Consider the following 24,461-nt stretch of genomic DNA (forward strand, 5'->3'; position numbering starts at 1 on the left):
TTCAGCCTTTGACGGCGCGTGCGGCTTGTGCCGCGGCGCGGATCTCGTCGGCGATTTCCTCGGCCTCTTCCGGGTCGAAATCCATGGGGATTTCAAGCTCGCCCGCCTCGATGAACAGGCGCACCATTCCATGGTCGGTCGGACCGATCTGAAGGTTCGCTTCGATGTCACGTTCGGTATTGATGCCCATTCTCGCCTCCGGGGACTGAGCGTTTCTGCTAGCCTGCAACGCAATGGGAATCAAGCGGAGTGTGTGGCCGATGCTGCAAGGGGACAATGCTGAGATCCGGCCGTTTCGCGAAGATGACCGCGATTGGCTGGTCGAGCGCCACGGAACACTTTACGCGCGGGATGAAGGATTTGACGAGAGCTTCGCTCCGCTGGTGGCCCGTATTCTGGACGAATTTGTCGCCGGGCGTGATCCCCAACGCGAGAGGGGATGGATCGTTGAAAGTGACGGAAAGCGCCTTGGTAGTATTTTCTGTGTCGCGCAGGATGAAACTACCGCCAAACTGCGGCTTTTTTTGCTGGAACCCGACGCGCGGGGCAGGGGACTTGGGGCGCGGCTTTTGATGACATGCATGGATTTTGCACGATCCGCGGGCTATGCGTCGATGGTGTTGTGGACCCACGAAAGCCACAGGGCTGCCTGCAAGCTGTACCAAGCGTATGGATGGCGCCTGACCGACAGCAAACCGGTTCATTCCTTCGGCGTCGATCTCATCGAACAAAGCTGGTCAATTCGACTTTAAGGCTCTTGCAATCCCCGAACGCGTTCGTTAAATCGCCCCTCACGAGTGCCGCCTTAGCTCAGTTGGTTAGAGCGCTGGATTGTGGATCCAGAGGTCCCCTGTTCAAGCCAGGGAGGCGGTACCATCTTCCCTCGACAAGACTGCTCGCCCGCAGCTTTTGACGTGCGCTGTTTTTCCGTTGGTAGGGTTGGGATTAACGAGGCCGGTCGCAAGAGATTTGCGGTGCAACTGGCGGAATTAGTTTGGTTTTTACTGGTCCCTTTTACGCCGTAACCCAAAATTCTGGGATTATTTGAGAGGGCAATCGACTCCAGATGGGACCTGTTGTCTGCTTCCGTGGTGCTTAGGGCGCTTGCGTCCGAAGGTCGGTTACACGTGTAGCGGTGCACCAGTGGGCCCAGACATTCCCCCGTACGGAATTCGACCCTCGCAGCATTGGTGCGCTTTGTGTAAGAAGAAGGTCAAAGGCAGTTCGGGAACAGGCGTAAATGTCTCAGACCATTACCGTATTCACGACGATGAAAAACGAAGGCCCCTACATGCTGGAGTGGGTCGCATTTCATCGGACTTTGGGCGTCGATCACTTTGTGATCTTCACCAATGACTGCGAGGACGGTACCGACAGAATTGCACAACGGCTTGAGCAGATGGGTTTGGCCTCCCACGTCCCAAATGCTGTGCCTGAGGGTGGAAACCCCCAGCACCAGATGCTCCGGCGGGCACGGCGACATCCCAAGGTCAAAGAAGCCGATTGGCTGATGTGCCTTGATGTCGATGAGTTTTGGAACATTCGATGCGGCGACAACAGCTTCGCGGCCTTGATTGATGCCGTTGAACAGAAGGCAGGACAATCGGTGGACGCCATTTCGTTCGCATGGCGGTTGTTTGGGACGTCGGGCAATATCAGTTTTGACGACACGCCCGTGACACGGTCATTTTGCATGGCGGATCAGGAGTTTCCCTATCATTCGGGCCGCGCATATGGTCTGAAAACGCTGTTTCGGAACAATGGCAAGTTCACTCGGTTCGGACCGCACAGACCCAAGGGCATTGAAGAGGGCAAAGAGGCCGACGTCGCATGGTCGGACGCGGGCGGAAATCTGTTTCCGGCCGAGAATGTCGGCTGGCGCGCTTGGCGGAATTTCGACCATTCCTTCGGACGGCTCCATCATTATTCCGTTCGATCTCTGGATGGCTTTCTTATCAAGCGGGACCGGGGACGGACCAACCACGTAAAGGTGGATCAGGGGCAATCCTACTGGTCGGACATGAATGCTAACAAGGTTCAGGACACCTCGATCCAGCCGATCGCCCAGCGTGCAGCACCGTTGCTCGACGAGCTCAAATCGGACCCCGAACTGCGCGAATTGCATGAACAGGCCTGCGACTGGCACCGCGCCAAGATAGCCGAGATCAAGTTGCGCCCCGATTGGGTGGAGTTCCGGTCTTGGCTGGCCGACAATCTGGTGTGACGGCCATGGCGGACGATCTGACCAAAGCACAGCTGCAACCTGACCACCCGGATCGGAAGACCGGCTATGAACGCATTCTGACCGATCCGCCTCCGCCTTGGTTTGTCGAGATTTACCCCGGCGGGGACGGGACGGGGTTTCTGCAAAAGCTCGACCGCCATTCGGTTCTATTCCACCAGCGTGACCCGGCGCGGCTGGTCATCAGTTTTGACAATATTGCAAATGCCAACGACCTGTCCTTTGCCCGCGAGCCGTGGGGCTGGAAGTTTTTCCGGGACGAGGGGTGGTCCCATCTGGGCGTGATCGCCCGCACAAAGGCATGGTATCGCGACCCCGAAATCATCGGTTATTTCGAGGACAAGGCGCGCGAGGGGTTTTTTGACAAGTTCGATCAGGTCGTGTTTGCCGGGGCGTCCATGGGAGGGTTCGCCGCGTTGACCTTCTCAGCACTGGTTCCGGGTGCGATCGTCATTGCTTTCAATCCTCAGACCACATTGGACGAGCGGCGGGTCCCTTGGGAAACTCGCTATCGATTCGGTCGTGTCCAGGACTGGGATCTGCCGCTGAGTGACGCTGTCGAAACCGTTCAGGCCGCCGCCCGGGCCTATGTGTTTTACGACCCGTTCTTTGACTTGGACAGGCAACAGGTCACACGGCTGCAGGGCGGCAATGTCGTTCTTCTCAAAACCTGGTTCGCCAACCACTTCGCCGCACCAATGCTGCGGAAACTCAATCTTTTGAAGCCGGTGATGCAGCAGGCGATGCGTGGGACCCTGGAGCCGTCCGAGTACTACAAGATGATGCGTGCCCGCCGGAGACTGCCGATCTACATGCGCGGTATTGAAGCCGTGGGCGAAGAGCGTCACCCAAAGCTGGTAATGGCCGCCCGCCAGCGGTTCCGGGCCATGCGCCGGGCTATGGCGGCAGGGGACGCGTCATGACGCCCAAACGGGGCGTGTTCATCGGCCAGCGCAAGGACCGCATGGGTGCCCGACTGCTGATGATGCTGACCTGCATACGCCTGGCCGAGGATTTTGACGCGGATTATCGGGTCAACTGGTTTCCACCGGGGGCCGATGCCCCAGAACTGGACAACCCGGAAGAGCTGTTCGATCCCGAATGGATCAAGTCTCACTTTCTGGATCAGAAAACCCACGATCAGCTGTCGAAGAATGGGCTGCCGGTCTGGAGCTTTTTGGGCGACGCGACGCCCGATCGGCTGACGGCGCATCTGGCCGCTGGCCGCTCGGTCTTGGTCGAAGAGGGGTTCGAAGTCCTTGCCTTTCCTTGGGAGGATATTGAGGCGATCCGCCCGCGCTACCGCGAGTTCATTCACCGTATCGGGTTCACTCCGCAAATCCGGCACATCATGGAGCTTGCCGATGCAAGGCTCTCGGGGCAGGGCGTTTCTGCCTACCATATCCGGCGCGGTGACATCCTGAACGCGCTGCCCTGGAAGCACACCACCTGGCCGGCAAAGGTCGAGCCGGAAGAACTCTACGATATGCATCTTTCCAAGAGGCTGGACCGGCCCGCGATCATGTTCTCGGACCAGCCCGAGCTGATTGCGCGGTTTCAAAAGCGTTATCCGAACCTGATGCAGATGTCCGACATTGCGGAACTGTCTGGAATGACCCGAGCACAGCGCGACTTTCTCGAGCTTTATGCGATGTCCCGGGCCGAACAGGTGATCGCTCCGTTCATCTCGGCCTTTTCCATGGCGGCTGCACGGATATCGGGGCAGCAAAGACTGGTATTCCGCGATGTCCTGACCGAGGCCGAATTGGACGAGGCGAACGAAACCGTCATCCGGCGCGTGGCGCAAGGCCCCGAGACTTTTCTGAACCCATCCGAGGCCGCCCATGTCTATGCCAAGGCTGCGCAATATCTGTGCGCCCAGGATCGGTGCCAAGAAGCTTTTGATCTGGGCCTGCCGATCCTCGATGCCGGGGCGGACAACGCTTTTCTGCCCCTGCTGCAGGCGTTGAACGCGTTCTATCTGGGCAAGTGGAAGGAAAGCGAGCAGCTGGCCCGGGACGGGTTGGAAAACCCGCATCTTTGGCCCGAAGATCACGCGGTTCTGACCGCATTGCGGGGGGCCATTCTTGGCGCCAGAAAGAAACGATGGGCTGCCGGGCGTCACTTTGCAAAAGCTTTTTGGGCCAAGCCTTTGCGACCCGATGTTGTGGTTTTGGGTTCGCGCATGCTGTACCGCGATCAACTGCCCGTTCGACTGTTTCCGCCCGTGGATTGGGCCCTGCAGCGCAGGCTGCGCCAACGTCGGTTTCCGCCGTTCAACAACCTGTACCTTGTCCAGCATAAGGTGATCGTGAGGGCGCCCTGCAATTTCGACATGATCCTGCTTGATTGGTCCGATCTTTCCCTGGACCAGCGCGCCAGGCGGCTGCAGGACAGCGGTCCGCGCCTGCAAGCTTTGTGGGCCGGGCTGACTGCGATCGACGACGTGCCGGAACAGGACCCCGCTGTGGAAAGCCTGTCATCGTTGCTGCAATGGCACATGGGCGAGGTTGCCGTCGAGACGGCAATTGATGCCGCCCGGGACGTGGTTCTTCGGTGCCCTGACAACCCCCTGTACTACAAACGTCTTGCCGAGCTCTATGCGGATGCAGGTGACCGACGTCAGGCGCGATTGACTATGGCCGAGGCGCTGGCTTGTGACCCTGACAGCGCGTTTCTGGTTTTCGCGATGGGGCAACTCTTGGCGCGCATCGGCGCCGAAGAGCAGGCCGAGGCGCAGATCCTGCACGCGGCCGAGCTGGACGACATCACCGCCGCCATTCAAGGGGCCGCGGGTCAGATTTGCCTGAAGCGCGGCGAAAAACAGCGCGCGCAGGTGTTTCTGCAACGGGCCAAGGCGTTGTGCCCAACCTACAAACGGTTCTCCAACCAGCTCAAAAGGGCAGAGGGGTAACATGCGGGCCTTTCGCAATATCCAGCACCATTCAGGGTCATCTGTGTGCAAACACGCCCAAGGTTTCGACTTGGTCACCGCCTGCAATGGAATTACTCTGGCGGACAAACACTGGTCTTGCGTGCCCGCGCCCGGCCTGCAAGGCGCCAAAAACTGAGGCAAAAATGGTCGATCAGCCCCCCCGCTTTGTCAGCGTTACCCCGATGAAGAACGAAGGCCCGTTCGTTCTGGAATGGGTCGCGCACAATCAGGCTATTGGCATCGACCAGATGGTCGTGATGACGAATGACTGCACGGACGGGACGGATGCGCTGCTCGAGCGGCTGGACCAGCGCGGGGTTCTGATCCATGTGGACAACAATTCCCGCCGCGCAACAAGCCCTCAGAAACGCGCGTACAAACGCTTTTTGCAGATGGACATCGCGGGGCCTGAAGACTGGGTGATCGTGATCGACGCCGACGAGCAAATCAATGTGAAGACGGGTGACAACACACTGAAATCATTGGTTGATGCTGTGCCTGATGCCAAGATGATTTCAATGACCTGGCGGTTGTTCGGCAATGCCGGAGTGGTTCAATACGAAGACAGGTTCCTGTCCGAGCAATTCCGCCGTGCTGCCCCCGAACGCAAGCCCAGACCGGCGCAGGCATGGGGGCTGAAGACGATGTTCCAGCGGCGCTTGTGGGATGCGATCGGTGTTCACCGCCCCAAACGTCCGACGGTCGACCGCATGGAAGACTGCCATTGGTACAATGGTTCGGGTCAGCCAATGCCCGAGCGTTATTTTACAAGCAGTTGGCGGTCGGCGCGGGACTCGGTCGGATATGACCTTGTGCAACTCAACCATTATGCTCTGAAGTCCTGCGAGAGCTACTTGGTCAAGAAAGTGCGGGGACGGGCTCATCACACGGGCGACAGCCTCGGCTTGGAATACTGGAACATCATGAACCAGAATGCGGTGGTCGAGACTTCGATCGATGCGATTGCCGCACGCAAGCGGGACTGTTTCGACGACCTGATGTCGGATCCTGAAACGGCTCGCTTGCACCACCAGTCCTGCGAACTGCACCGCAAACAGATATCGGAACTGCTGGGCACGTCCGAGATGCAGGAGTTGATGCATCAGATGACCACGCAGGCCGATACCATGACAAGAGGCGCGACCTGATGCTGTGGTTGCATTTGGGGATGCCGAAGACCGGGACGACGGCCTTGCAGTCCTATCTGCGCAACAATGCGTCGGCCTTGTCGGATGCCGGGCTCAGATACATGGAGGCCGGACGTCGCAGACCGGAAGGCGACGATCGCCCGAAGGTCAGCCATAACCTGTTGGCGTTCCACATGAACCAGTCCGCAGAGCCGATGGACAAGTACCGTGAGGCCGTTGCGCGCGAGTATGAGGCACATGGCAGCAAGGCCTGCCTGATGTCGTCGGAAATGTTCTATTCGGCCGATCTGGAACGGCTTGCGCAGCTCTTTACCGAAATACCTGCACGCGAAATGCGTGTGGTATTCTATTGTCGCCGCTACTCCGATTTCTTTGAGGCGGATTACAAGCAGCGGGCCAAAAATGGCCGTTTGCCAGCCGACGGTTCAGCTTCGATTCGGGACCGGTTGGCGAAGATCGAGGCCGAGCCTCACTCGGTTTCTTTTTCCGGCGCGGTTTCGCGTATCCGCAACGCGTTCCCGGGTGTAACGGTTGTGCCGGCACTCTATGACCGCGAGGAAATGTTGAATGGTAATATCGTCGATGACTTCCTGAACAGACTGGGCGTGTCGCGACCCGGAGGGGAGGTTGCCAGTGAGCCTGCCAATCCAACACTGTCCCGCGCCGCCAGTGAAGCCTTTGGCGTCGTCACGCGAGCCATCGGGCGCAAGCGTAGCCGCCAATTGCGTCGTCAGGTGCCTAAAGAACCCATCATGTTCCGGCGCCACGACGTTCTGGAACCCGAGGAACGGGCATGGCTTGATACCTACTTGACCGAAGCCGACGAAGGATTTCGGGCTGAGTTCTTTCCCGACAGGGACACTCTGTTCAAGCCGGTCTGGCTGAACCCGGACGAAGTCAGGTTTCGTCGTGATGCGCCGGACGAGATCGTTGCGTTCAAGCAGGCTGCAGAAATCGTGTTCAGAATGGCCTTGGGTGAATAGGCTGGCGGCGCCACAGGCTCAATCAAGCGAGATCTGCTGCCGTTGCTTCCCGGTGGTCTTGTCGAAGATCAGGATGCGGTTGTCATCGGTCACCACGGCGAACCAGTTGTTTCCGATGGTCACGGCTTGGGCCTTTGCACCGTCCGGCAGTTCGATCTGATCGGGCAGGGTGGGGGTCCGGTCGGATAGACGGATGACAATCAGGGCGAATGTCACTAGAACCCCGCCAATCATCACCGCGGTCAGCAGCATGACCATGCGGCGCAGAAGGCGCAGCTGAGGCGTTTCCTGCGGTTCTTGGGGATCTGAAGGGACAGTCATGGGCACCCGGCAAATAGACTTCGTTATCGCGGACGCTCCGCCGCCCCGCCTTGATAAGGCGCTTTCGCGGGATGTTCCAGCAGATGAAAACCTGTCGCGTACCCGGCTGGCCCGGCTGATCGAAGAGGGCGCGGTTCTGGTCGACGGCAAGGTCGTGCTCGACGCCAAAGCCAAAGTGCCGGAAGGCGCTGTTGTGTCCATAACCGTCTCCGAAGCGGACGAGAGTCACATCGGGGCCGAGGACATTCCGCTGGACATCGTGCATGAAGACGCTGACCTGATCGTGATCAACAAGCCTGCGGGCATGGTTGTCCACCCGGCACCGGGATCGCCCAACGGTACTTTGGTGAACGCCCTGCTGCACCACTGTGGCGAGGAATTGTCGGGGGTAGGCGGGGTCAAGCGACCGGGCATCGTGCACCGGATCGACAAGGATACCAGCGGGTTGCTGGTGGTTGCCAAAACGGACGCCGCCCACCAGGGGCTGGCGGCCCAGTTCGAGGCGCACAGCGTCGAGCGATACTATCGCGCGGTCTGCTATGGCGTTCCGGATGCCAATGACCCGCGGCTGCGCGGTGTCAAAGGCGTGAGTTTTGAGCCCGGCAACGTGATGCGCATCACAACGCAACTGGCCCGGCACAAGCACGATCGGCAGAAGCAGGCGGTGCTTTTCCATGGCGGGCGCCATGCCGTGACGCGTGCGCGCGTCGTTGACGTGTTCGGACAACCCGGTGCGGTATCATTGATGGAGTGCTGGCTGGAAACCGGACGCACCCACCAGATTCGGGTGCACATGGCACATGTGGGCCACGGCTTGGTGGGCGACCCGGTCTATGGCGGCAAGCGTAAACTGTCGGCCCGGTCGTTTGATGCAGACGCTGCGGAGGCGGTGCGAGCGTTCCCGCGCCAAGCCCTGCACGCGGCCGTCCTGGGCTTTGTTCATCCCGTTTCCGGCGAGAAAATGCGTTTTGAGGCAGCATTGCCGCAAGATATCGAGGCACTCATCTCGGTTCTGAAACAACCTGCAAAGTCTCGTGACTAAGACTTTCTTAGCTTTCCTTTATCGTTCCTTAATCCCAGACTGTTAACACCTGCTCTTGAATGGTCCTGAACGTGGCCCCATATCCATGTTAAGGGCGTAAACATTTGTCCAAGGGACGTGATACATGGCAAATTACAAAAATCTTCCCGTGCCTACGCCAGAAGGTGGGCTGAACCGGTATCTTCAGGAAATCCGCAAATTCCCCCTGCTGGAGCCGGAAGAGGAGTACATGCTGGCCAAACGTTGGGTCGAAGAGCAGGACACCGAAGCGGCGCACAAGATGGTGACATCGCATCTGCGACTGGCCGCCAAGATCGCCATGGGCTATCGCGGCTATGGTTTGCCGCAGGCCGAGGTGATTTCCGAGGCCAATGTGGGCCTGATGCAAGCCGTCAAGCGGTTTGATCCTGAAAAAGGCTTCCGTTTGGCGACCTATGCGATGTGGTGGATCCGCGCCTCGATCCAGGAATACATTCTGAGATCCTGGTCGCTGGTGAAACTGGGCACCACCTCGGCGCAGAAAAAGCTGTTCTTCAACCTGCGCAAGGCGAAAGCACGGATTGGCGCGTTGGAGGAGGGCGACCTGCACCCGGACAATGTCAAGCGGATCGCCAATGACTTGGGCGTGACCGAAGAAGAGGTCATCAGCATGAACCGCCGCATGTCGGGTGGGGATGCGTCGCTGAACGCCACGGTCGGGTCCGAGGGCGAAGGCACCATGCAGTGGCAGGACTGGCTGGAAGACGAAGATGCCGACCAGGCCGGCGACTATGAGGCCCGCGAAGAGCTTGAGGTTCGTCGCGAGTTGCTGACCGAGGCGCTGGACGTTCTGAACGACCGCGAAAAGGACATCCTGACCCAGCGCCGGTTGATGGATCAGCCCGTGACGCTCGAGGAACTGAGTACGCAGTACAATGTCAGCCGCGAACGCATCCGTCAGATCGAGGTGCGCGCCTTTGAAAAGCTGCAGAAAAAGATGCGTGAGTTGGCGCGTGAAAAGGGCATGCTGGCCACCGCCTGATCACGGCAATCCGATGAACAAGCGGCCCGGGGAAACCCGGGCCGTTTTTATTCGCCACGTCCTACTGCAGCTGTTGGCGGAATACCCGTACCATGTTTTCGCCCATGACCTTGCGGATCTGCGCTTCGGTCAGGCCTTCGTCCAACAAGGCCGAGGTCAGCGCCGCCAGTTCCGACGTGTCGAATGCGGTCTCGACCGAGCCGTCATAGTCGGACCCCAGTGCCACATGATCTTCCCCGACCGTCTCGATGGCTGCCTTGATCATTTTGGCAATCCCCGCCGGGGCGATGTCGCCGCAAGTGACGTCGGCCCAGTATCCCATCCCGATGACACCGCCGGTCGCCGCGATTTCCTTCATCAGGTCATCGGGATAGTTGCGCTTGACCGGGCAGAACCCGTGAAGACCGCCATGGCTGACGATCAGCGGTTCGTCGGTCATGGCCAGCACGTCGCGCGCCACTTGCGGGCTGGAATGGGCCAGGTCGATCACCACCGGGCGCTTGGCCAATTCGGCCACCACCTGCCGCCCGAATTCGGTCAGGCCCGTGTTCCCGGTGCCGTGAAGCGAGCCGCCCAGTTCGTTGTCAAAGAAATGCTGAAGCCCGAACACCCTGTGGCCCGCCTCGAATATCGGGTCGAGATTGGCCAGATCGCCCTCCAGCGGATGGGCGCCTTCGATCCCCAGAATGCCACCCACGACCTGTTCGCCGCGCGCGCCGGCGTCGAGCACCGCATCCAGATCCGCGCGGGTCTTGATGACCTTGAGATGTCCGCTTGAGGCGGCCTCGAACCGGTGCAGTTTCTCGGCCTGATAAATCGCGCGTTCTTTCAAGCTGTCCCAGGTGCGCAGCGGCCAAAGCTGACCGATGGCCAGCAGGGTGATGTTGTCGAACGCCTCGGCCGAGTTTGCCTCGTAATTCTGCCCGGCCGGTGATTTGGTCACGGCGGTGAACACCTGCAGGGCCACGTTGCCTTCGATCAGCCGGGGAATATCCACCTGGCCGCGGGTTCCGCGCTCGGTCAGGTCGCGGCTCCACAACAGCGGGTCGGCATGCAGGTCGCCCACGATCAGGGTTTCGTGCAGGGCCGTGGCGGTGTCGGACACCGGGAATGGGTCGTGGTCGATCACGTTGTTGCGCGCGTTTTCAACATATGGCGGCACTACCACGAAAAATATCACGGCCCCGATGACGACCACAGCCGCCGTGAGGCCTACCAGCCATTTCAGAAATCTTCTCACGTTAGTCCCTCCCGTTTGTCATGCGCAGATTACGGGTGTCCCGCGCACAGAAAAGCCTGACTTGGCGTCGCTTGGCTGATACAGAAGGCGCAACAGATGTTGGCGCAAACATTTCAGCGCGGAACATGGTCAAATACGGAGGAAACCATGCACAATCCGGTTCAATGGGGCATTCTGGGGGCGGCGAAATTCGCACGCCAATTCATGGGTCCGGCGATCCATGCGGCCTCGGGCGCGCGTTTGTCTGCTTTGGCGACTTCGGATCCGGCGAAAGCCGGTCCATTCCAAGACTTCTGCCCGGACCTTACGGTCTTTGACGACTATGACGCGCTGCTGGCTTCGCCCGAAATCGAGGCGGTCTATATCCCTCTGCCGAACCACCTGCATGTGGAATGGAGCTTGAAAGCGCTGGACGCTGGCAAGCACGTTCTGTGTGAAAAGCCCATGACCATGCGCGCCGAGGAGTTCGAGACCCTGATCCACAAGCGTGACCAGACCGGGTTGCTAGCGGCCGAGGCCTACATGATCGTGCACCACCCGCAGTGGCAGCATGTGCGCGACCTGATCGCCGACGGCGCCATCGGGGATCTGGTGCATGTCACGGGCGCATTCAGCTTCGACAACCGCACCGACACCGGCAATATCCGCAACCGCGCCGAAACCGGCGGCGGCGGGCTGCGCGACATCGGCGTCTACGTCATCGGGTCGGCCCGTTTTGCGACGGGGCAGGAACCGGACACCGTGCAATCGGCCATCCGTTGGGAAGATGGCATCGACGCGTTCACGGAAATTCGCGCGCAGTTTCCGGGCTTTACCTATTCGGCCTATGTCTCGATCCGAATGCATCCGCATCAAGAAATGGTCTTTCACGGCGAACGCGGCCTTATCCGCCTGACCGCGCCGTTCAACGCGCGGGTGTTTGGCGAGGCTCGGGTCGAGCTGCACCGCCCGGGTTTGGAAGTTCTGGTGACGCGCTTCCCAGCCGACGATCACTACAAGCTGCAGGTCGAGGCGTTTTGCCGGTCCGTTCGCGCGGGCGACGAATACCCGTGTCCGCTCGAATTCTCGCGCGGGACGCAGGCGATGATCGACCGGGTGTTCGACTGCGCAACGCCGCTCTGACTTGCGTGATCAGCCGCCCCACGCCTAAACTGGTGAGCACCTGAACAGGAGGGGGCCATGGCCGGAGGCTGGGCGCGCGACGGCGCTGTAAGTGAACAGATCGAGGCTTCGATTTCAGACGAGCTGGCACGGATGCAGGCGAAAAAGCGTCCGGTCGGTGAAAGTCTGACCCATTGTGCAGAGTGCGAAGAACCGATCCCCGAGAAGCGCCGACTGGCGATCCCCGGGGTCAAGCTGTGTCTGGATTGCCAGCAAGAGCGTGATGGTGCTTTCAAGGCCCGCGGCGGTATCAATCGGCGCGGCTCCAAGGACAGCCAGCTCAAGTGAAGGGGCCCGGCAAAGACGGCGGTTCCCTTTTTCAGAATGGCTTGTTTCTTGGGTTCATGGCCGCATTTCTTTGGGGCACGCACAGCGTCATCGTGCGCTACCTGACCGGAGATCTGGGTGGCATGCAAATTGCCACAACTAGGCTGTTCATAGCTGCTTTGGCCATCTACGGCATGTTGCGTGCGATGAATGCGCCGGTTTCCGTCCAGCTCCGGGATTGGAACTTCCGTCTTGCGGTTTTGGCGACCGTCATCAACTATATTCTGTTTCATATCGGGCTTGAACACACCGGTGCAGGCAGTGCGATGGTGTTGGAAAATACCGCGCCGTTCTTTGTTCTGGTTTTCTTGTATTTCTTCGCCGACACCCCTGTTGGAAAAACCGATGTTCTGGCGACCCTTCTGGCCATCTTGGGGGTCTTTCTTACGGTTTTCCGCGATTTCGAAGGCGGCGGGGACCCGGTTCTGGGGGATATGATGGAAATTGGGGCCGGGGTCAGCTGGGCCGTGTTCCTGATCGCCAGCAGCCGGGCCATGCGCGCGTCGAAATCGACGGCCGAGCGTCTGAATTTCCTGTTTGGTGTGTTCCTGTGCTCGGCCGTGATTCTGCTTCCGCTGTCCGTTTTTGCACTGCGGATGCCATCCGGCAGCGATTTGGTGTTTTTGGTTTTGCTGGGCGTTTTCCCGACTGCGTTGGCCTACTACCTTTGGTACGAGGCCGCCGCGCGTGTATCGACGTTGACCGCGACCCTTTTGTTCGCCGCCTCGGTGGTGTTCACCTTCGTCAATTCGGCAATTTTTCTGGGGGCACCGATCACCCCAATGGCTGCGATTGGGGCGGGATTGATCGTATTCGCGGTGTTCCTCACGACCAGAAAAAACTAGGCGACAGCCGGAACGGGGTTATCGGCGGCGCCACCAGCGCCGCAGCAGGTTGACGTCCATGGCGGCAACCATGATGCCCAAGGGGATCATCCAAAACCCCAGAACAGGAAGGAAGCCGAAGACGCCTGCGACGATCAACAAAAGTCCCACGACAAACCGCAGCCCCCGCGGGACATTGCGGCGGATCCGGGCAAGAACAGGGCGCAGGCGGTCCTTGATGGCCCGCCAGCGCCCCTTGTCGGTTGGGTCTGTCACCCCTCCAGGGCCTCCAGTTCGTCGATCATCCCCGAGATCATCGACAGGCCCTTGTCCCAGAATTTCGGGTCGCTGGCATCCAACCCGAACGGGGCCAGCAGCTCTTTGTGGTGCTTGGAGCCGCCCGCGCGGAGCATCTCGAAGTACTTTTCCTCGAACCCGTCCGCGCCGCTTTCATAGACCGAGTAGAGCGCGTTCACCAACCCGTCGCCGAAAGCATAGGCGTAGACATAGAAGGGCGAATGAACAAAGTGCGGGATATAGGCCCAAAAGGTCTCGTACCCATCCATGAATTCAAACGCCGGGCCAAGGCTTTCGGCCTGAACGCTCATCCACAAGGCATTGATGTCGTCCGGCGTCAGTTCGCCCTCGCGGCGGGCGGCGTGCAGCTTGCATTCAAAGTCGTAGAAGGCGATCTGGCGGATCACCGTGTTGATCATGTCCTCGACCTTGCCGGCCAGCAGAACCTTGCGCTGCTCGGGCGTTTCGGCCTGATCCAGCATCTTGCGGAAGGTCAGCATCTCGCCGAAGACGCTGGCGGTTTCAGCCAGCGTCAGGGGGGTCGAGGACAGCATCTCGCCCTGACCGGCGGCCAACACCTGATGCACGCCGTGGCCCAACTCGTGCGCAAGCGTCATCACGTCGCGCGGTTTGCCCAGGTAGTTGAGCATCACGTAAGGATGCACCTCGGTCACGGTGGGGTGCGCGAAGGCGCCCGGAGCCTTGCCCGGTTTCACCGCCGCGTCGATCCAGCCTTTCGAAAAGAACGGTGCTGCAATCTCGGCCATGCGGGGATCGAAAGCGGCATAAGCCTCCATCACGGTCTTCTCGGCGTCCTCCCACGACACGGTGCGGGTGTCTTCCATCGGCAGCGGCGCGTTGCGGTCCCAGACCTGCATCACATCCAGACCCAACCATTTGCGCTTGAGCTCGTAATACCGGTGGCTGAGCTTGGGGTAGGCGGCCACGACCGCCTCGCGCAGGGCTTCGACCACCTCGGGTTCGACATCGTTCGCCAGGTGCCGCGCGGTCTGCGGGGTCGGCATCTTGCGCCAGCGGTCGATGATTTCCTTTTCCTTGGCCTGCGTGTTGTGGACGCGGGCAAAGGTTTTGACGTTGTCCTGAAACACGCGGGCCAGTTCGCGGGCCGCGGCCTCGCGTTTGGACCGGTCCTGTTCGGTCAGCAGGTTCAGGGTGCCTTCGATGTTCAGCTCTTCACCGTTCACGGTAAAGGTCAGCCCGGCGATGGTTTCGTCGAACAGCCGTTCCCACGCGTCGCCGACCACCCCCAGATCATGCAGGAATTTCTCCAGCTCGTCAGACAGTTGATAGGGCTTCATCGCGCGGATGCGGCGGAAGACGGGCTCGTACCGGGCGAGGTCCGCGTTGGCCTTGAAATGAGCGGCCAGCACGTCGTCGTCGATGCGGTTGATCTCGAGCGTGAAGAACACCAGCGGCGTGGTGAACAACGTGACCTTCTCCTGCATGTCCGACAGGAACTTGGCGCGCTCGGCATCGGTGGTCAGTTGGTAATAACGCAGCCCGGCAAAGGACATGATGCGCCCGGCGACGGCGTTGATCTTTTCGTTGCGCTGGACACAGGTCAGCAGGCCCTGCGCATCCAGATCGGCCAGCTTGCCTTCGTAATCGGCGGCAAAAGCCGCGCATTCCTGCTCCAGCCACTCAAGATCGCGGGTCAGTTCCGGCGCGTCCTGTCCCTTGTACAGATCGTCCAGGTTCCATTCCGGCAGGTTGCCAAGATTGTCGGCGCCGCCACCGGCATTTGCGTCTCGGACGGGGAAGGGAAGCTCGTGCATGGAACACCTCGATTGTCTGCGTTGGATCACATCTAGGCGCAGGGCGCACGGATCACAAGCAGCCGAGGTGTCAGCGCGTCATCGCAAGTTCGGGTGTCTGCCCGTTGGCGGCGGCCGAGAAATGCGCGGCCATCTCCTCGAATACGGGGCCGCGGACCTCGGGCGGTTCCATCATCACCTCGTGTTCGCCGTCAGGGATCTCGACCAACCGGCCGCTGGGCCAGTTCGCCATCCGCGCCCGGATCGCCTTGCGGTCCACGATCTGCTCGTGGCTGCCAAGATAGGTCAGACAGGGAATGTCGGGGGCGGTCTGCGCCATCAGCCAGGCGCATTCGTCCAGTGCCTCGCGTAGCCAGATGGTGGACGGCGCACCCAAGGCCAGTTCAGGATGCGCTTTCAATTGATCCTGCATCATCCGGTACATCCCGGGGTCGCGGGTCAGCGCGTTGCCCTCGAAAGGCTGGATCAGAACATAGCTTTCCAGTGACGTGGTCGGAGGCGTCTTTTCGCCCAGCCCGATCCGCGGCCCCCAATAGGCGGTCAGACGGCTGAGCGGTTTCATGAGTGGGGTGAAGAAAATGCCCCACATCGGACCGGTGAAGGCACAAGAGGCAAATAGGCCGGTTTCCAGAACCGCGCGCATCCCGATCGCGCCGCCCATCGAATGGCCGATCACGTGCCAGGGTTTCGGCAGGCCAAGCTGCTCGGCCAGTTTCAGCGTTTCGCGCACGTCCTGCTGATAGTCGGTAAACTTGTCCACATGGCCAACGCGCGGATCTTCCAGCAACCTGTCAGCCAGACCCTGTCCGCGCCAATCCACGGCCAGTACGGCAAAGCCGCGTTGTACGAACTCACCCGCTGCATTGCCATATTTTTCAATATATTCCGTGCGGCCGGGAAAGATCATCACCGTCCCGGTCGCCTCACCTTCGGGGCGCCAGTGGCCCACGCGAATGCGTGTGCCGTCGCATGTGGTCAACCAGTGCGCGGCGCCGCCCGCGGGACCGCCGGCCACATCTTCAAAGAACGGGGCCGGCGACAAATCCATCAGGCCAGCACCGAGGCAAGCTTCATGGCAACACCCATGTCGCCGTCGACGCTCAGCTTGCCAGCCATGAACGCACCCGTGGGGTTCAGCTCACCGCTGAGGATCTGCTCGAACGTTTCCGCGTCGGCGCTCAGGGTGACTTCGGCGTCCTCGTCGCTGACCCGCGCGCCATTTTCATCCAACACGATCGAGCCGAGGTCGGCGATGGCGAATTTCGCCGACGAGTCGAAATCGCCGCCCGACAGTTTTTCGTTCAGCGCGGCTGCCGCTTTTTCAAGAGTGTCGCTCATGGTCTTCCTCATTTGTTAGTGCGCCGTGAATGGACATCCGCGGTCGCAACGCTACACTGATCATTGTTATGAGCATTGCAATCAACAATCTCAAAGGTACCGTTGCGGCATTTGCCCTCCTAGTCATGTATTCCACCACTGGGATTGCGCAACAGGCCGATTTGCGGGACGAAGCCGAGCTGCTGCGGCAGCTTGCCGAAGCGTCGCCCGAGCAGGCAGCCGGTCTGGATCGGCAACTTCAGTCGCTGTGGTCGCAATCAGGGTCTGCCTCGGCTGATCTGCTGCTTGAGCGCGGACGCGAAGCACTGGACGAGGGCAATGTCGAAGCCGCGTTGGACCATCTGACGGCACTGACGGACCATGCGCCCGATTTCGCAGAAGGTTGGCATGTGCGCGCCTCCGTGTTTTTTGGGCTGGAGCGGTTCGGCATGGCGGCTGCCGATCTTGAGCACGCGCTTGCGTTGAACCCTAACAATTACGAAGCCATCTACGGGCTTGGCCTGATCTTTGAGGTGCTGGGTCAGCCCGAACAGGCCTATGACGCCTATTCCCGCGCGCTGGCTATACATCCCCATCACGAAGAAGTAACCAATGCCGTGAATCGGCTGAAACCGCAGATTGCGGGCAAGGCGCTTTAAGGTCCGGGCAGGGGGCAAAGGTGAACGGGGCATCCCGAATCGTGGCCGTACTTGGCCCGACCAACACAGGCAAAACCCACTATGCCATCGAACGCATGCTGGGGCACCGGACCGGTGTCATCGGCCTGCCGCTGCGGCTGCTTGCGCGCGAGGTCTATGACAAGATCGTCGCCATCCGCGGCCCCTCGGTGGTGGCTCTTGTGACGGGCGAGGAACGCATCGTTCCGCCGCGCACGCAATACTGGGTCTGCACGGTCGAGGCGATGCCCGAGGGGATGGGCACCGATTTCGTGGCCATCGACGAAATCCAGCTGTGCGCCGACCCCGAGCGCGGTCATGTGTTTACCGACCGGCTGCTGCGGATGCGCGGCACGCACGAGACACTTTTTCTGGGTGCCGACACGATGCGCGGCCCGATCGCGGCGCTGGTGCCGCAGGCGCAGTTTGCTCGGCGCGAGCGGATGTCGCAACTGGTCTACACCGGATCCAGGAAGATCAGCCGTATGCCGCCGCGCAGCGCGATCGTCGGGTTCTCGGTCGAGAACGTCTATGCCATTGCCGAGCTTCTGCGGCGGCAAAAGGGTGGGGCGGCCGTGGTCATGGGCGCGCTCAGCCCGCGCACGCGGAATGCGCAGGTCGCGCTGTACCAGAATGGCGAGGTCGACTATCTGGTCGCCACCGATGCCATCGGTATGGGTCTGAACCTCGATGTGAACCATGTGGCGTTTTCGTCCCTGTCCAAATTCGATGGCAGGCGTATGCGGCCGCTGGCTCCGAACGAACTGGCCCAGATCGCCGGGCGCGCCGGGCGCGGCATGTCGGATGGTACCTTCGGCGTGACGGGCGAGGCATCGCCGATGGACGAAGGCGTGGCGCAGGCCATCATGGACAGCCGGTTCACGCCGATGAAAAAGCTGAACTGGCGGAATGCCGCCTTGCGGTTCGGCTCGGTCGATGCCCTGATCGACTCGCTCGAGGCCAGCCCGGACAACGAGCATTTGGTCAAAGCCCGGCCCGCAGACGACCTGAACGCGCTCAAGTCGCTGGCCCAGGTGCCCGAGGTTGCAGCCCGTGCCGGCGATGGTCCGTCGATCCGCCTGTTGTGGGATGTTTGCCGAATCCCCGACTTTCGGGGCATCAGCAATGCGGAACATGCCAGCCTGCTCGAATCGATCTTCGGACATCTGCACGAACGCGGCACGATCCCCGAGGATTTTCTGGCGCGCCAGATCCGCCGGATCGACAGAACCGACGGCGATATTGATGCACTGTCCAAAAGGTTGGCATATATTCGCACGTGGACATATGTTGCGCAACGAAACGGCTGGGTGCGCGACGAATCCCATTGGCGCGCGGAAACCCGCGCTGTAGAAGACAGGGTGTCAGACGCTTTGCATGAATGTCTGACGCAAAGATTTGTGGACCGGCGTACATCTGTTCTCTTGCGCCGGCTCAAACAGAAGGAGGCCCTTTTGGCCGAAGTGAATGACAAGGGTGAAGTGACCGTCGAAGGCGAATTCGTCGGTCGTTTGGAAGGGTTCCGGTTCATCCCGGACAAAAGCGCGCAGGGAACCGAGGCGAAAGCGCTCAAATCGGCCTCACTGCAAGCACTCGCGCCGCAATTCCATCTGCGTGCCGATCGCTTCTACAATGCGCCCGATACCGAAATTGATTTTACCGATCAGGGTGGCCTGATGTGGGGCGAATATGCCGTGGGCAAGCTGGTTGCCGGGGCCGAACCGCTCAAACCGATGGTCGAAGTGTTCGTGGACGAGGCCGCAGGGCCGGAGGTTGAGCAGAAGGTGCAGCGCCGCCTGCAACACTTCATCGACCGCAAGATCGCGGCGCTGTTCGAACCCCTGCTGAACCTGTCGCGCGACGAAGAATTGACCGGGTTGGCCAAGGGATTTGCCTTCCGTATGGTCGAGGCGTTGGGCATCCTGCCGCGCGCCGGAGTCGCACAAGAGGTCAAGGATCTGGACCAGGACGCCCGTGGCGCGCTGCGCAAGCATGGCATCCGGTTCGGCCAGTTCACCATCTTCATGCCGCTGCTGCTGAAGCCTGCCCCGACGCGCCTGCGTCTGGTGTTGTGGGCCCTGGCAAATGGACTTCAGGAGTTTCCCGAAGCGCCGCCGCCGGGCTTGGTGACGGTGCCCGTCGCCAAGGGCGCGCCGGAGGGCTATGACACCATGTGCGGCTACCGCAATGCGGGCGAGCGTTCGATCCGTATCGACATGTTGGAGCGTCTGGCCGACATGCTGCGCGCCGAAGACAGCCGGGGCGGTTTCGAAGCCAAGGCGGACATGTTGTCGATCACCGGCATGACGCTGGAACAGTTCGCCGACCTGATGCAGGGGCTGGGCTACAAGGCCGAGCGCGGTGAACGGACCAAGATCAAACCGGCTCAGCCGACCGAGCAACCACCGGCGGCAACCGCCGAAGCTCCGGCCGAGACCGCCGAAGCAGAGGCGCAGTCGGATTTGGCCGTCGCCGCCGAGGCGCCAGCCGAGGCTACCGACAGCACCGAGGCTGAAGCCGAGGCCACGGCCGCAGACCCGGCATCGGACGAACCCGAAGTCGAGGTGTTCTACACCTTTACCTGGGGCCGTCAGGCCAACCGGGGGCCACGTGGTGACCAACGGCAGGGTCGGAGCAAACCGGGCGGGAAGCCTCGGGATGGTCGCGGCAAGCCGCAGGGCAAGAAGGGCGGCAAACCGCAAGGGGCCAAGACCTTCTCGTCCCGGCCGCCCAAAAAGGAAAAGGCGATTGATCCCGACAACCCGTTTGCCGCTGCGCTGATGGGTCTGAAGGACGGCAACTGATCGCTGATGGCCGACGCACCGGCCAAGCTGCGGATCGACAAGTGGCTGTGGCATGCGCGGTTTTTCAAGACCCGCAGCCTGGCCGCCAAACAGGTCAGCGGCGGGCATGTGCGCATCAACGGTGACCGGGCCCAGAAGCCGGCGCAAACCGTCGGGCCCGGTGACGTTCTGACTTTCGCTCAGGGGCGGGTTATTCGCGTGGTTCAGGTCGAAATCCTGGGCGCGCGACGCGGCCCGGCGGTCGAGGCGCGGACGCTGTACACGGATTTGACTGAAGAGAAGGATAATCCGCCACAAAATCCGGGTTTCGAAGGAAAAGGTCGTCCGACCAAGAAGGATCGGCGCGCGCTTGATCTTTCTCGCACCCCCAAGGGCTGATCTTCTCTTGAAGATGGGGGCAGACTGAATTAGCTAGTCGCCCAAACCTCTGACGGGAATTGGACCATGACCTACGTTGTCACCGAGAACTGTATCGCCTGCAAATACACCGACTGCGTCGAGGTATGCCCGGTGGATTGCTTCTATGAAGGTGAAAATACCCTGGTCATCCATCCGGATGAATGCATCGATTGCGGCGTGTGCGAGCCGGAATGCCCGGCGGACGCCATTCGCCCCGATACCGAGCCGGGAATGGAGCGGTGGGTCGAATTCAACCGCAAATATGCCGAACAATGGCCGGTTATCGTAACCAAGAAAGACCCGCTTCCGGGCGCCGAGGAGCGCGACGGTGAAGAGGGCAAGATGGAGAAATACTTCTCCGAGGCACCGGGCGAGGGCGGCTGAGCGATTCGGGTCGCAAAACCCGAAAGACTGCCGTAAGTTTTTGCCTTAATGCGCTGAAAAAATTCACAAATTCCGAACCGAAGGCCCCGTCCGCTTTCAGGTGTCTTAATTTTGTGATATACTCTTATGGCAAATGATGATCGAGATGGGGACGACTCCGTAAGTATGCTCACTTTGGAGTTCTGAGTTTTTGACATGTAATCAGCCTGACAGGGGTCGCGGGTGACCCCGGTTAGGTTTTTTGTCGCTTTTTTCCCGCTCTGCAACCAAGGAAACACGTGCATGACAAAGTCGAAGAAGCTTGAGTTCCGTCCGAACGACTATGTTGTCTACCCTGCACATGGGGTCGGGCAAATCATATCGATTGAAGAACAGGAAGTCGCTGGATACTCGCTCGAGCTGTTCGTCATCTCATTCGAGAAAGACAAGATGACCCTAAGGGTGCCGACCAACAAGATCACTGAATCCGGCCTGCGTTCGCTGAGCTCGCCCGATGTGATCAGCCAGGCGATGAAGACTCTGAAGGGCAAAGCCAAGGTAAAGCGTGCCATGTGGTCGCGCCGGGCGCAGGAATACGAACAGAAGATCAATTCGGGTGACCTGATCTCGATCGCCGAGGTGGTGCGTGACCTGCACCGCACCGACGACCAGCGTGAGCAGAGCTATTCCGAGCGTCAGCTCTATGAAGCCGCGCTTGAGCGTCTGACGCGCGAAGTTGCGGCCGTGTCCGGTTCGGACGAAATCGCAGCGGCCAAGCAGGTGGACGAAGTCCTGACCTCGCGCGCGGCCTGATCGGGCTTTGAAGCAACACCAAAGGGCCGCTCTGGTTTCAGAGCGGCCTTTTTCATGGTCGATCGCTTGGTTCGCGCCGCCTTTCCCGCTAATTTCCCAGTCATTGGAACCGTATACGGGTCAGTCATGAAGCAGACGGTCAAGGCACTCTATATCGGCAGAGGGGCGGTTTCGGTCTGGTTCCGGTACTGTCTGATCCTGTTCGACCTTGCCTCGATCGTGTTTTTCGTGGCGACGGCGAACATTCCGCACGGCCCCGGATTGATTGCAGTCAGCTGGGCGGTGGGGCTGATCATTCTGCTGGATTTCTCGGCTCGGATGTGGATCGCGAAAGACCGCAAGAAGCTGCTGTTCAAAATCTACACGCTTGCGGATCTGGTCGTGATCGCCTCGCTGATCCTTGACCCTTTCCTGACCGGCAGCCTTGCGTTCCTGCGGATTCTGCGCGCGCTGCGGCTGATCCATTCCTATCACCTGTTGCATGATCTGCGCCGCGACAGTGAGTTTTTCCGAACCCACGAGGATGCGGTCATCGCGGCCGTGAACCTGCTGGTGTTCATTTTCGCGACATCCACCGCCGTACTGGTTTTCTATATCCCCGAGGACAGCCAGACCCCGTATATCGATGCGCTGTATTTCACGATGGCGACACTGACCACGACGGGTTTCGGCGACATCACACTGAACTCTCCGGGCGGCAAGCTGTTTTCCGTGTTTATAATGGTGGTCGGTGTGGCGCTGTTCGTGCGCCTGGCTCAGGCCATTTTCATGCCACAGAAAGTACGCCACAAGTGTCCCAATTGCGGCCTGTTTCGGCACGACCCGGATGCCGTACACTGCAAGCACTGCGGTGAGACACTACGGATCAAGACCGGCGGCGTCGGCTAGAGCAGGGCGGCAACGGCCAGTAGGAAAGCAACCTCGGACAGCTGTTGAGAAGCCCCCAGGATATCACCGGTCTGACCGCCAATCTTGGCTTTGGCTATGATTGCCAGACCCACGGTTGCGGCTACCGCACAGGCGACGGGCAGAAGGGCGGTCCAGCCTAGAAGAGCCAGAGAGAAAACTAAAGCCAGCCCGAGACCGGCTGCAACCGACAAAGACGGAGGGGCGCCGACGCTATGGCTCAGCCCGCTGCCGCGGGCGTTCGGTAGGCCCGCCATCAATGGTGGCATCACCGCACGGGAAAACACAGCTGCCGCCAGAATTCCGGCCGGACTTCCTGCCGCCAATAGTGTTGCAACCGCCGAGATCCTGAGCAGTTGAATGACCAACAAGGCCAACACCCCATAGGTGCCGATTTGGCTGTCCTTCATGATCTCGAGTCTGCGTTCGGGTGTATATCCGCCCCACAGCCCGTCCGCGGTGTCGGCCAGCCCGTCCTCGTGCATGGCTCCGGTCGCAGCGATCAGAACGGCGACAGCAAGGACAGCGCTGACTGTCCCGGAAAGGCCCACGGCCATCGCCGACCAGCCTACGATGCAGCCCAAGCCGCCAACAACCAGCCCGGCCGCAGGAAAGGCCCAAGCTGCTTTGGACTGTCGCTCGAAGAGCGATTTGGGCAGCACGGGCAATGGCAGCCGCGTCAAAAGAACCAGAACCAGCGGCACGTCCCATGGCGAAAAGGTTCGAGTGTCGTTTTTGTGCACTTGCGCGCCTTTCGAGGGGTTGTTGCTTTGCCTGCTTCGGTTAAACACGCAGGACCACTCCGATGCAACGAGGCTTTGAATGCTGCCTGAACTCAATGATCTGAATACCTTCCGCGACGCCCTGCGCAATGCTCCGGGGCCGGATGAGGCTGCAAGGCAAGGGGCTGCCGACCGCAACGGACAGCTGACCAAGCCGCCGGGTGCGTTGGGCCGGCTCGAGGATCTGGCGATCTGGTATGCCGGTTGGCGTGGGGATGCCCGGCCACAGATCGAGGCACCTCAGGTGATTGTATTTGCCGGCAATCACGGCGTGACGGCGCAGGGGGTCTCGGCCTTTCCGCCCGAGGTTACGGTTCAGATGGTCATGAACTTCGAGCACGGAGGCGCGGCCATCAACCAATTGGCCAAAGCGGCCGGGGCCAAGATGACGGTCCACGCGCTGGACCTGGATCGGCCGACGGCCGACTTCACAATGGCCCCGGCAATGTCCGAGGACGAGCTTCTGACCGCTTTGCAGACCGGCTGGAACGCCGTTGATCCCACCGCAGACCTTCTGGTCGTGGGCGAAATGGGCATTGGCAACACCACCCCTGCCGCGGCCATCGCCTGCGCGTTGTTCGGCGGAGATGCCGCTGATTGGACTGGGCGTGGAACCGGTGTGGACGATGCGGGCCTTGCCAACAAGACGCGCGTCGTTGCCGAAGGTGTTGCGCTGCACGGAGCATCTGACGACGGGCTTGAGATCCTGCGGTGTTTGGGAGGGCGCGAGATCGCGGCCATGGCAGGGGCCATTGCAGCCGCCCGAATTCTGCGCATCCCGGTCATTCTGGATGGGTTCATCTGCACCTCGGCTGCGGCTTGCCTCGATCGTCTGGCGCCGGGAGCGCTGGACCATGCCGTTGCTGGCCACCAGAGTGCGGAAGGTGCGCACGCGGCCATGCTGACCAAGCTGGACAAAGCGCCCTTGCTGAGCCTCGGGCTGCGGCTGGGCGAAGGGTCGGGGGCCGCGCTGGCCATCAATATCCTGAAAAGCGCCGTCGCTTGCCATTCGGGTATGGCCACCTTTGCCGAAGCCGGTGTGTCGGACGGTTGAGCTCGGCTG

General features: G+C 60.5%; 26 protein-coding genes and 1 tRNA gene. 19 read left to right on the forward strand and 8 right to left on the reverse strand.

Going from position 1 to position 24,461, the window contains the following annotated elements; genetic code table 11:
* Position 1 precedes the first annotated feature (1 nt).
* On the reverse strand, positions 2–190 hold the full coding sequence (locus ACR0CU_RS03765; RefSeq protein WP_093961768.1) for a DUF6324 family protein: 189 nt from the start codon (positions 188–190) through the stop codon (positions 2–4).
* A 70-nt stretch (positions 191–260) separates the two neighbouring features.
* On the opposite strand from ACR0CU_RS03765, the gene ACR0CU_RS03770 reads away from it, so the two are divergent.
* The 7 genes from ACR0CU_RS03770 (at position 261) to ACR0CU_RS03800 (ending at position 7,308) form a co-directional block, all read left to right on the forward strand.
* Entirely contained in the window at positions 261–752 is a 492-nt protein-coding gene (locus tag ACR0CU_RS03770; RefSeq protein WP_170445388.1) for a GNAT family N-acetyltransferase, read from the forward strand.
* Between the two features lie 47 nt (positions 753–799).
* Positions 800–876 (forward strand) — tRNA-His (locus ACR0CU_RS03775).
* 364 nt (positions 877–1,240) lie between these two features.
* Positions 1,241–2,224, forward strand: a complete 984-nt coding sequence (locus ACR0CU_RS03780) for a glycosyltransferase family 2 protein (protein ID WP_480642489.1) — start codon at positions 1,241–1,243, stop codon at positions 2,222–2,224.
* Between the two features lie 5 nt (positions 2,225–2,229).
* Entirely contained in the window at positions 2,230–3,165 is a 936-nt protein-coding gene (locus ACR0CU_RS03785; protein WP_170363699.1) for a hypothetical protein, read from the forward strand.
* Positions 3,162–5,156 carry a hypothetical protein gene (locus tag ACR0CU_RS03790; protein ID WP_480642491.1) on the forward strand — a complete coding sequence of 665 codons (1,995 nt, stop codon included), beginning with the start codon at positions 3,162–3,164 and terminating at the stop codon, positions 5,154–5,156. The genes ACR0CU_RS03785 and ACR0CU_RS03790 overlap by 4 nt, the downstream gene beginning before the upstream one ends.
* A 164-nt stretch (positions 5,157–5,320) precedes the next feature.
* Positions 5,321–6,325, forward strand: coding sequence for a glycosyltransferase family 2 protein (locus ACR0CU_RS03795; RefSeq protein ID WP_480642492.1), 1,005 nt, complete (start codon positions 5,321–5,323; stop codon positions 6,323–6,325).
* Positions 6,326–6,426: 101 nt separating this feature from the next.
* A complete protein-coding gene (locus ACR0CU_RS03800; RefSeq protein WP_170445403.1) occupies positions 6,427–7,308 on the forward strand; it encodes a hypothetical protein in 882 nt (293 codons plus the stop codon).
* An 18-nt stretch (positions 7,309–7,326) separates the two neighbouring features.
* On the opposite strand, the gene ACR0CU_RS03805 is transcribed toward ACR0CU_RS03800, so the two are convergent.
* Positions 7,327–7,629, reverse strand: a complete 303-nt coding sequence (locus ACR0CU_RS03805) for a DUF6476 family protein (RefSeq protein ID WP_093961773.1) — start codon at positions 7,627–7,629, stop codon at positions 7,327–7,329.
* Between ACR0CU_RS03805 and ACR0CU_RS03810 the strand changes: the two genes are divergently transcribed.
* On the forward strand, positions 7,628–8,671 hold the full coding sequence (locus ACR0CU_RS03810; protein WP_480642494.1) for an RluA family pseudouridine synthase: 1,044 nt from the start codon (positions 7,628–7,630) through the stop codon (positions 8,669–8,671). The two genes, ACR0CU_RS03805 and ACR0CU_RS03810, sit on opposite strands and share 2 nt — an antisense overlap.
* Positions 8,672–8,795: 124 nt before the next feature.
* Positions 8,796–9,692: an RNA polymerase sigma factor RpoH gene (rpoH, locus tag ACR0CU_RS03815; RefSeq protein WP_170339682.1), complete on the forward strand. Its 897-nt coding sequence runs from the start codon at positions 8,796–8,798 to the stop codon at positions 9,690–9,692.
* Between the two features lie 61 nt (positions 9,693–9,753).
* On the opposite strand, the gene ACR0CU_RS03820 is transcribed toward rpoH, so the two are convergent.
* Positions 9,754–10,932 (reverse strand): dipeptidase, encoded by a 1,179-nt coding sequence (locus ACR0CU_RS03820; protein WP_480642496.1) that lies wholly within the window; start codon positions 10,930–10,932, stop codon positions 9,754–9,756.
* 147 nt (positions 10,933–11,079) lie between these two features.
* Between ACR0CU_RS03820 and ACR0CU_RS03825 the strand changes: the two genes are divergently transcribed.
* The 3 genes from ACR0CU_RS03825 to ACR0CU_RS03835 are packed head-to-tail and all read left to right on the forward strand — an operon-like array spanning position 11,080 to position 13,265.
* Positions 11,080–12,054, forward strand: coding sequence for a Gfo/Idh/MocA family protein (locus ACR0CU_RS03825; protein ID WP_170445411.1), 975 nt, complete (start codon positions 11,080–11,082; stop codon positions 12,052–12,054).
* A gap of 57 nt (positions 12,055–12,111) precedes the next feature.
* Positions 12,112–12,381, forward strand: coding sequence for a DksA/TraR family C4-type zinc finger protein (locus ACR0CU_RS03830; RefSeq protein WP_093961778.1), 270 nt, complete (start codon positions 12,112–12,114; stop codon positions 12,379–12,381).
* On the forward strand, positions 12,378–13,265 hold the full coding sequence (locus tag ACR0CU_RS03835) for a DMT family transporter (protein ID WP_342355375.1): 888 nt from the start codon (positions 12,378–12,380) through the stop codon (positions 13,263–13,265). The genes ACR0CU_RS03830 and ACR0CU_RS03835 overlap by 4 nt, the downstream gene beginning before the upstream one ends.
* A gap of 18 nt (positions 13,266–13,283) precedes the next feature.
* Here ACR0CU_RS03835 and ACR0CU_RS03840 read toward each other — a convergent pair whose 3' ends face one another.
* The 4 genes from ACR0CU_RS03840 to ACR0CU_RS03855 form a co-directional block, all read right to left on the reverse strand.
* Positions 13,284–13,520 carry a hypothetical protein gene (locus tag ACR0CU_RS03840; protein ID WP_170339106.1) on the reverse strand — a complete coding sequence of 79 codons (237 nt, stop codon included), beginning with the start codon at positions 13,518–13,520 and terminating at the stop codon, positions 13,284–13,286.
* Positions 13,517–15,337, reverse strand: a complete 1,821-nt coding sequence (locus ACR0CU_RS03845; RefSeq protein ID WP_170366922.1) for a M3 family oligoendopeptidase — start codon at positions 15,335–15,337, stop codon at positions 13,517–13,519. Before ACR0CU_RS03845 ends, ACR0CU_RS03840 begins: the two co-directional genes overlap by 4 nt.
* A 70-nt stretch (positions 15,338–15,407) precedes the next feature.
* Positions 15,408–16,385, reverse strand: coding sequence for an alpha/beta fold hydrolase (locus ACR0CU_RS03850; RefSeq protein WP_480642499.1), 978 nt, complete (start codon positions 16,383–16,385; stop codon positions 15,408–15,410).
* Entirely contained in the window at positions 16,385–16,675 is a 291-nt protein-coding gene (locus tag ACR0CU_RS03855) for an SCP2 sterol-binding domain-containing protein (RefSeq protein WP_093961784.1), read from the reverse strand. Before ACR0CU_RS03855 ends, ACR0CU_RS03850 begins: the two co-directional genes overlap by 1 nt.
* 68 nt (positions 16,676–16,743) lie before the next feature.
* Between ACR0CU_RS03855 and ACR0CU_RS03860 the strand changes: the two genes are divergently transcribed.
* From ACR0CU_RS03860 to ACR0CU_RS03885, 6 genes are all read left to right on the forward strand, one after another.
* Positions 16,744–17,313, forward strand: coding sequence for a tetratricopeptide repeat protein (locus ACR0CU_RS03860; RefSeq protein WP_254428893.1), 570 nt, complete (start codon positions 16,744–16,746; stop codon positions 17,311–17,313).
* A 20-nt stretch (positions 17,314–17,333) separates the two neighbouring features.
* Positions 17,334–20,135, forward strand: a complete 2,802-nt coding sequence (locus ACR0CU_RS03865) for a helicase-related protein (RefSeq protein WP_170445420.1) — start codon at positions 17,334–17,336, stop codon at positions 20,133–20,135.
* Positions 20,136–20,141: 6 nt separating this feature from the next.
* Positions 20,142–20,513 carry an RNA-binding S4 domain-containing protein gene (locus ACR0CU_RS03870; RefSeq protein ID WP_170445423.1) on the forward strand — a complete coding sequence of 124 codons (372 nt, stop codon included), beginning with the start codon at positions 20,142–20,144 and terminating at the stop codon, positions 20,511–20,513.
* Positions 20,514–20,579: 66 nt separating this feature from the next.
* Complete coding sequence (gene fdxA, locus ACR0CU_RS03875) at positions 20,580–20,918, forward strand: ferredoxin FdxA (RefSeq protein WP_170445426.1); 339 nt, start codon at positions 20,580–20,582, stop codon at positions 20,916–20,918.
* 282 nt (positions 20,919–21,200) lie between these two features.
* Positions 21,201–21,710: a CarD family transcriptional regulator gene (locus tag ACR0CU_RS03880; RefSeq protein WP_093961789.1), complete on the forward strand. Its 510-nt coding sequence runs from the start codon at positions 21,201–21,203 to the stop codon at positions 21,708–21,710.
* Between the two features lie 126 nt (positions 21,711–21,836).
* Positions 21,837–22,598: an ion channel gene (locus ACR0CU_RS03885; RefSeq protein WP_170357534.1), complete on the forward strand. Its 762-nt coding sequence runs from the start codon at positions 21,837–21,839 to the stop codon at positions 22,596–22,598.
* Here ACR0CU_RS03885 and cobS read toward each other — a convergent pair.
* Positions 22,595–23,359, reverse strand: coding sequence for an adenosylcobinamide-GDP ribazoletransferase (cobS, locus tag ACR0CU_RS03890; protein ID WP_170445429.1), 765 nt, complete (start codon positions 23,357–23,359; stop codon positions 22,595–22,597). The genes ACR0CU_RS03885 and cobS overlap by 4 nt on opposite strands.
* 79 nt (positions 23,360–23,438) lie before the next feature.
* On the opposite strand from cobS, the gene cobT reads away from it, so the two are divergent.
* A complete protein-coding gene (gene cobT, locus ACR0CU_RS03895) occupies positions 23,439–24,452 on the forward strand; it encodes a nicotinate-nucleotide--dimethylbenzimidazole phosphoribosyltransferase (RefSeq protein ID WP_170445432.1) in 1,014 nt (337 codons plus the stop codon).
* The last annotated feature ends 9 nt before the right edge of the window (positions 24,453–24,461 follow it).

The sequence above is a fragment of the Ruegeria sp. BC2 genome (assembly GCF_056539245.1).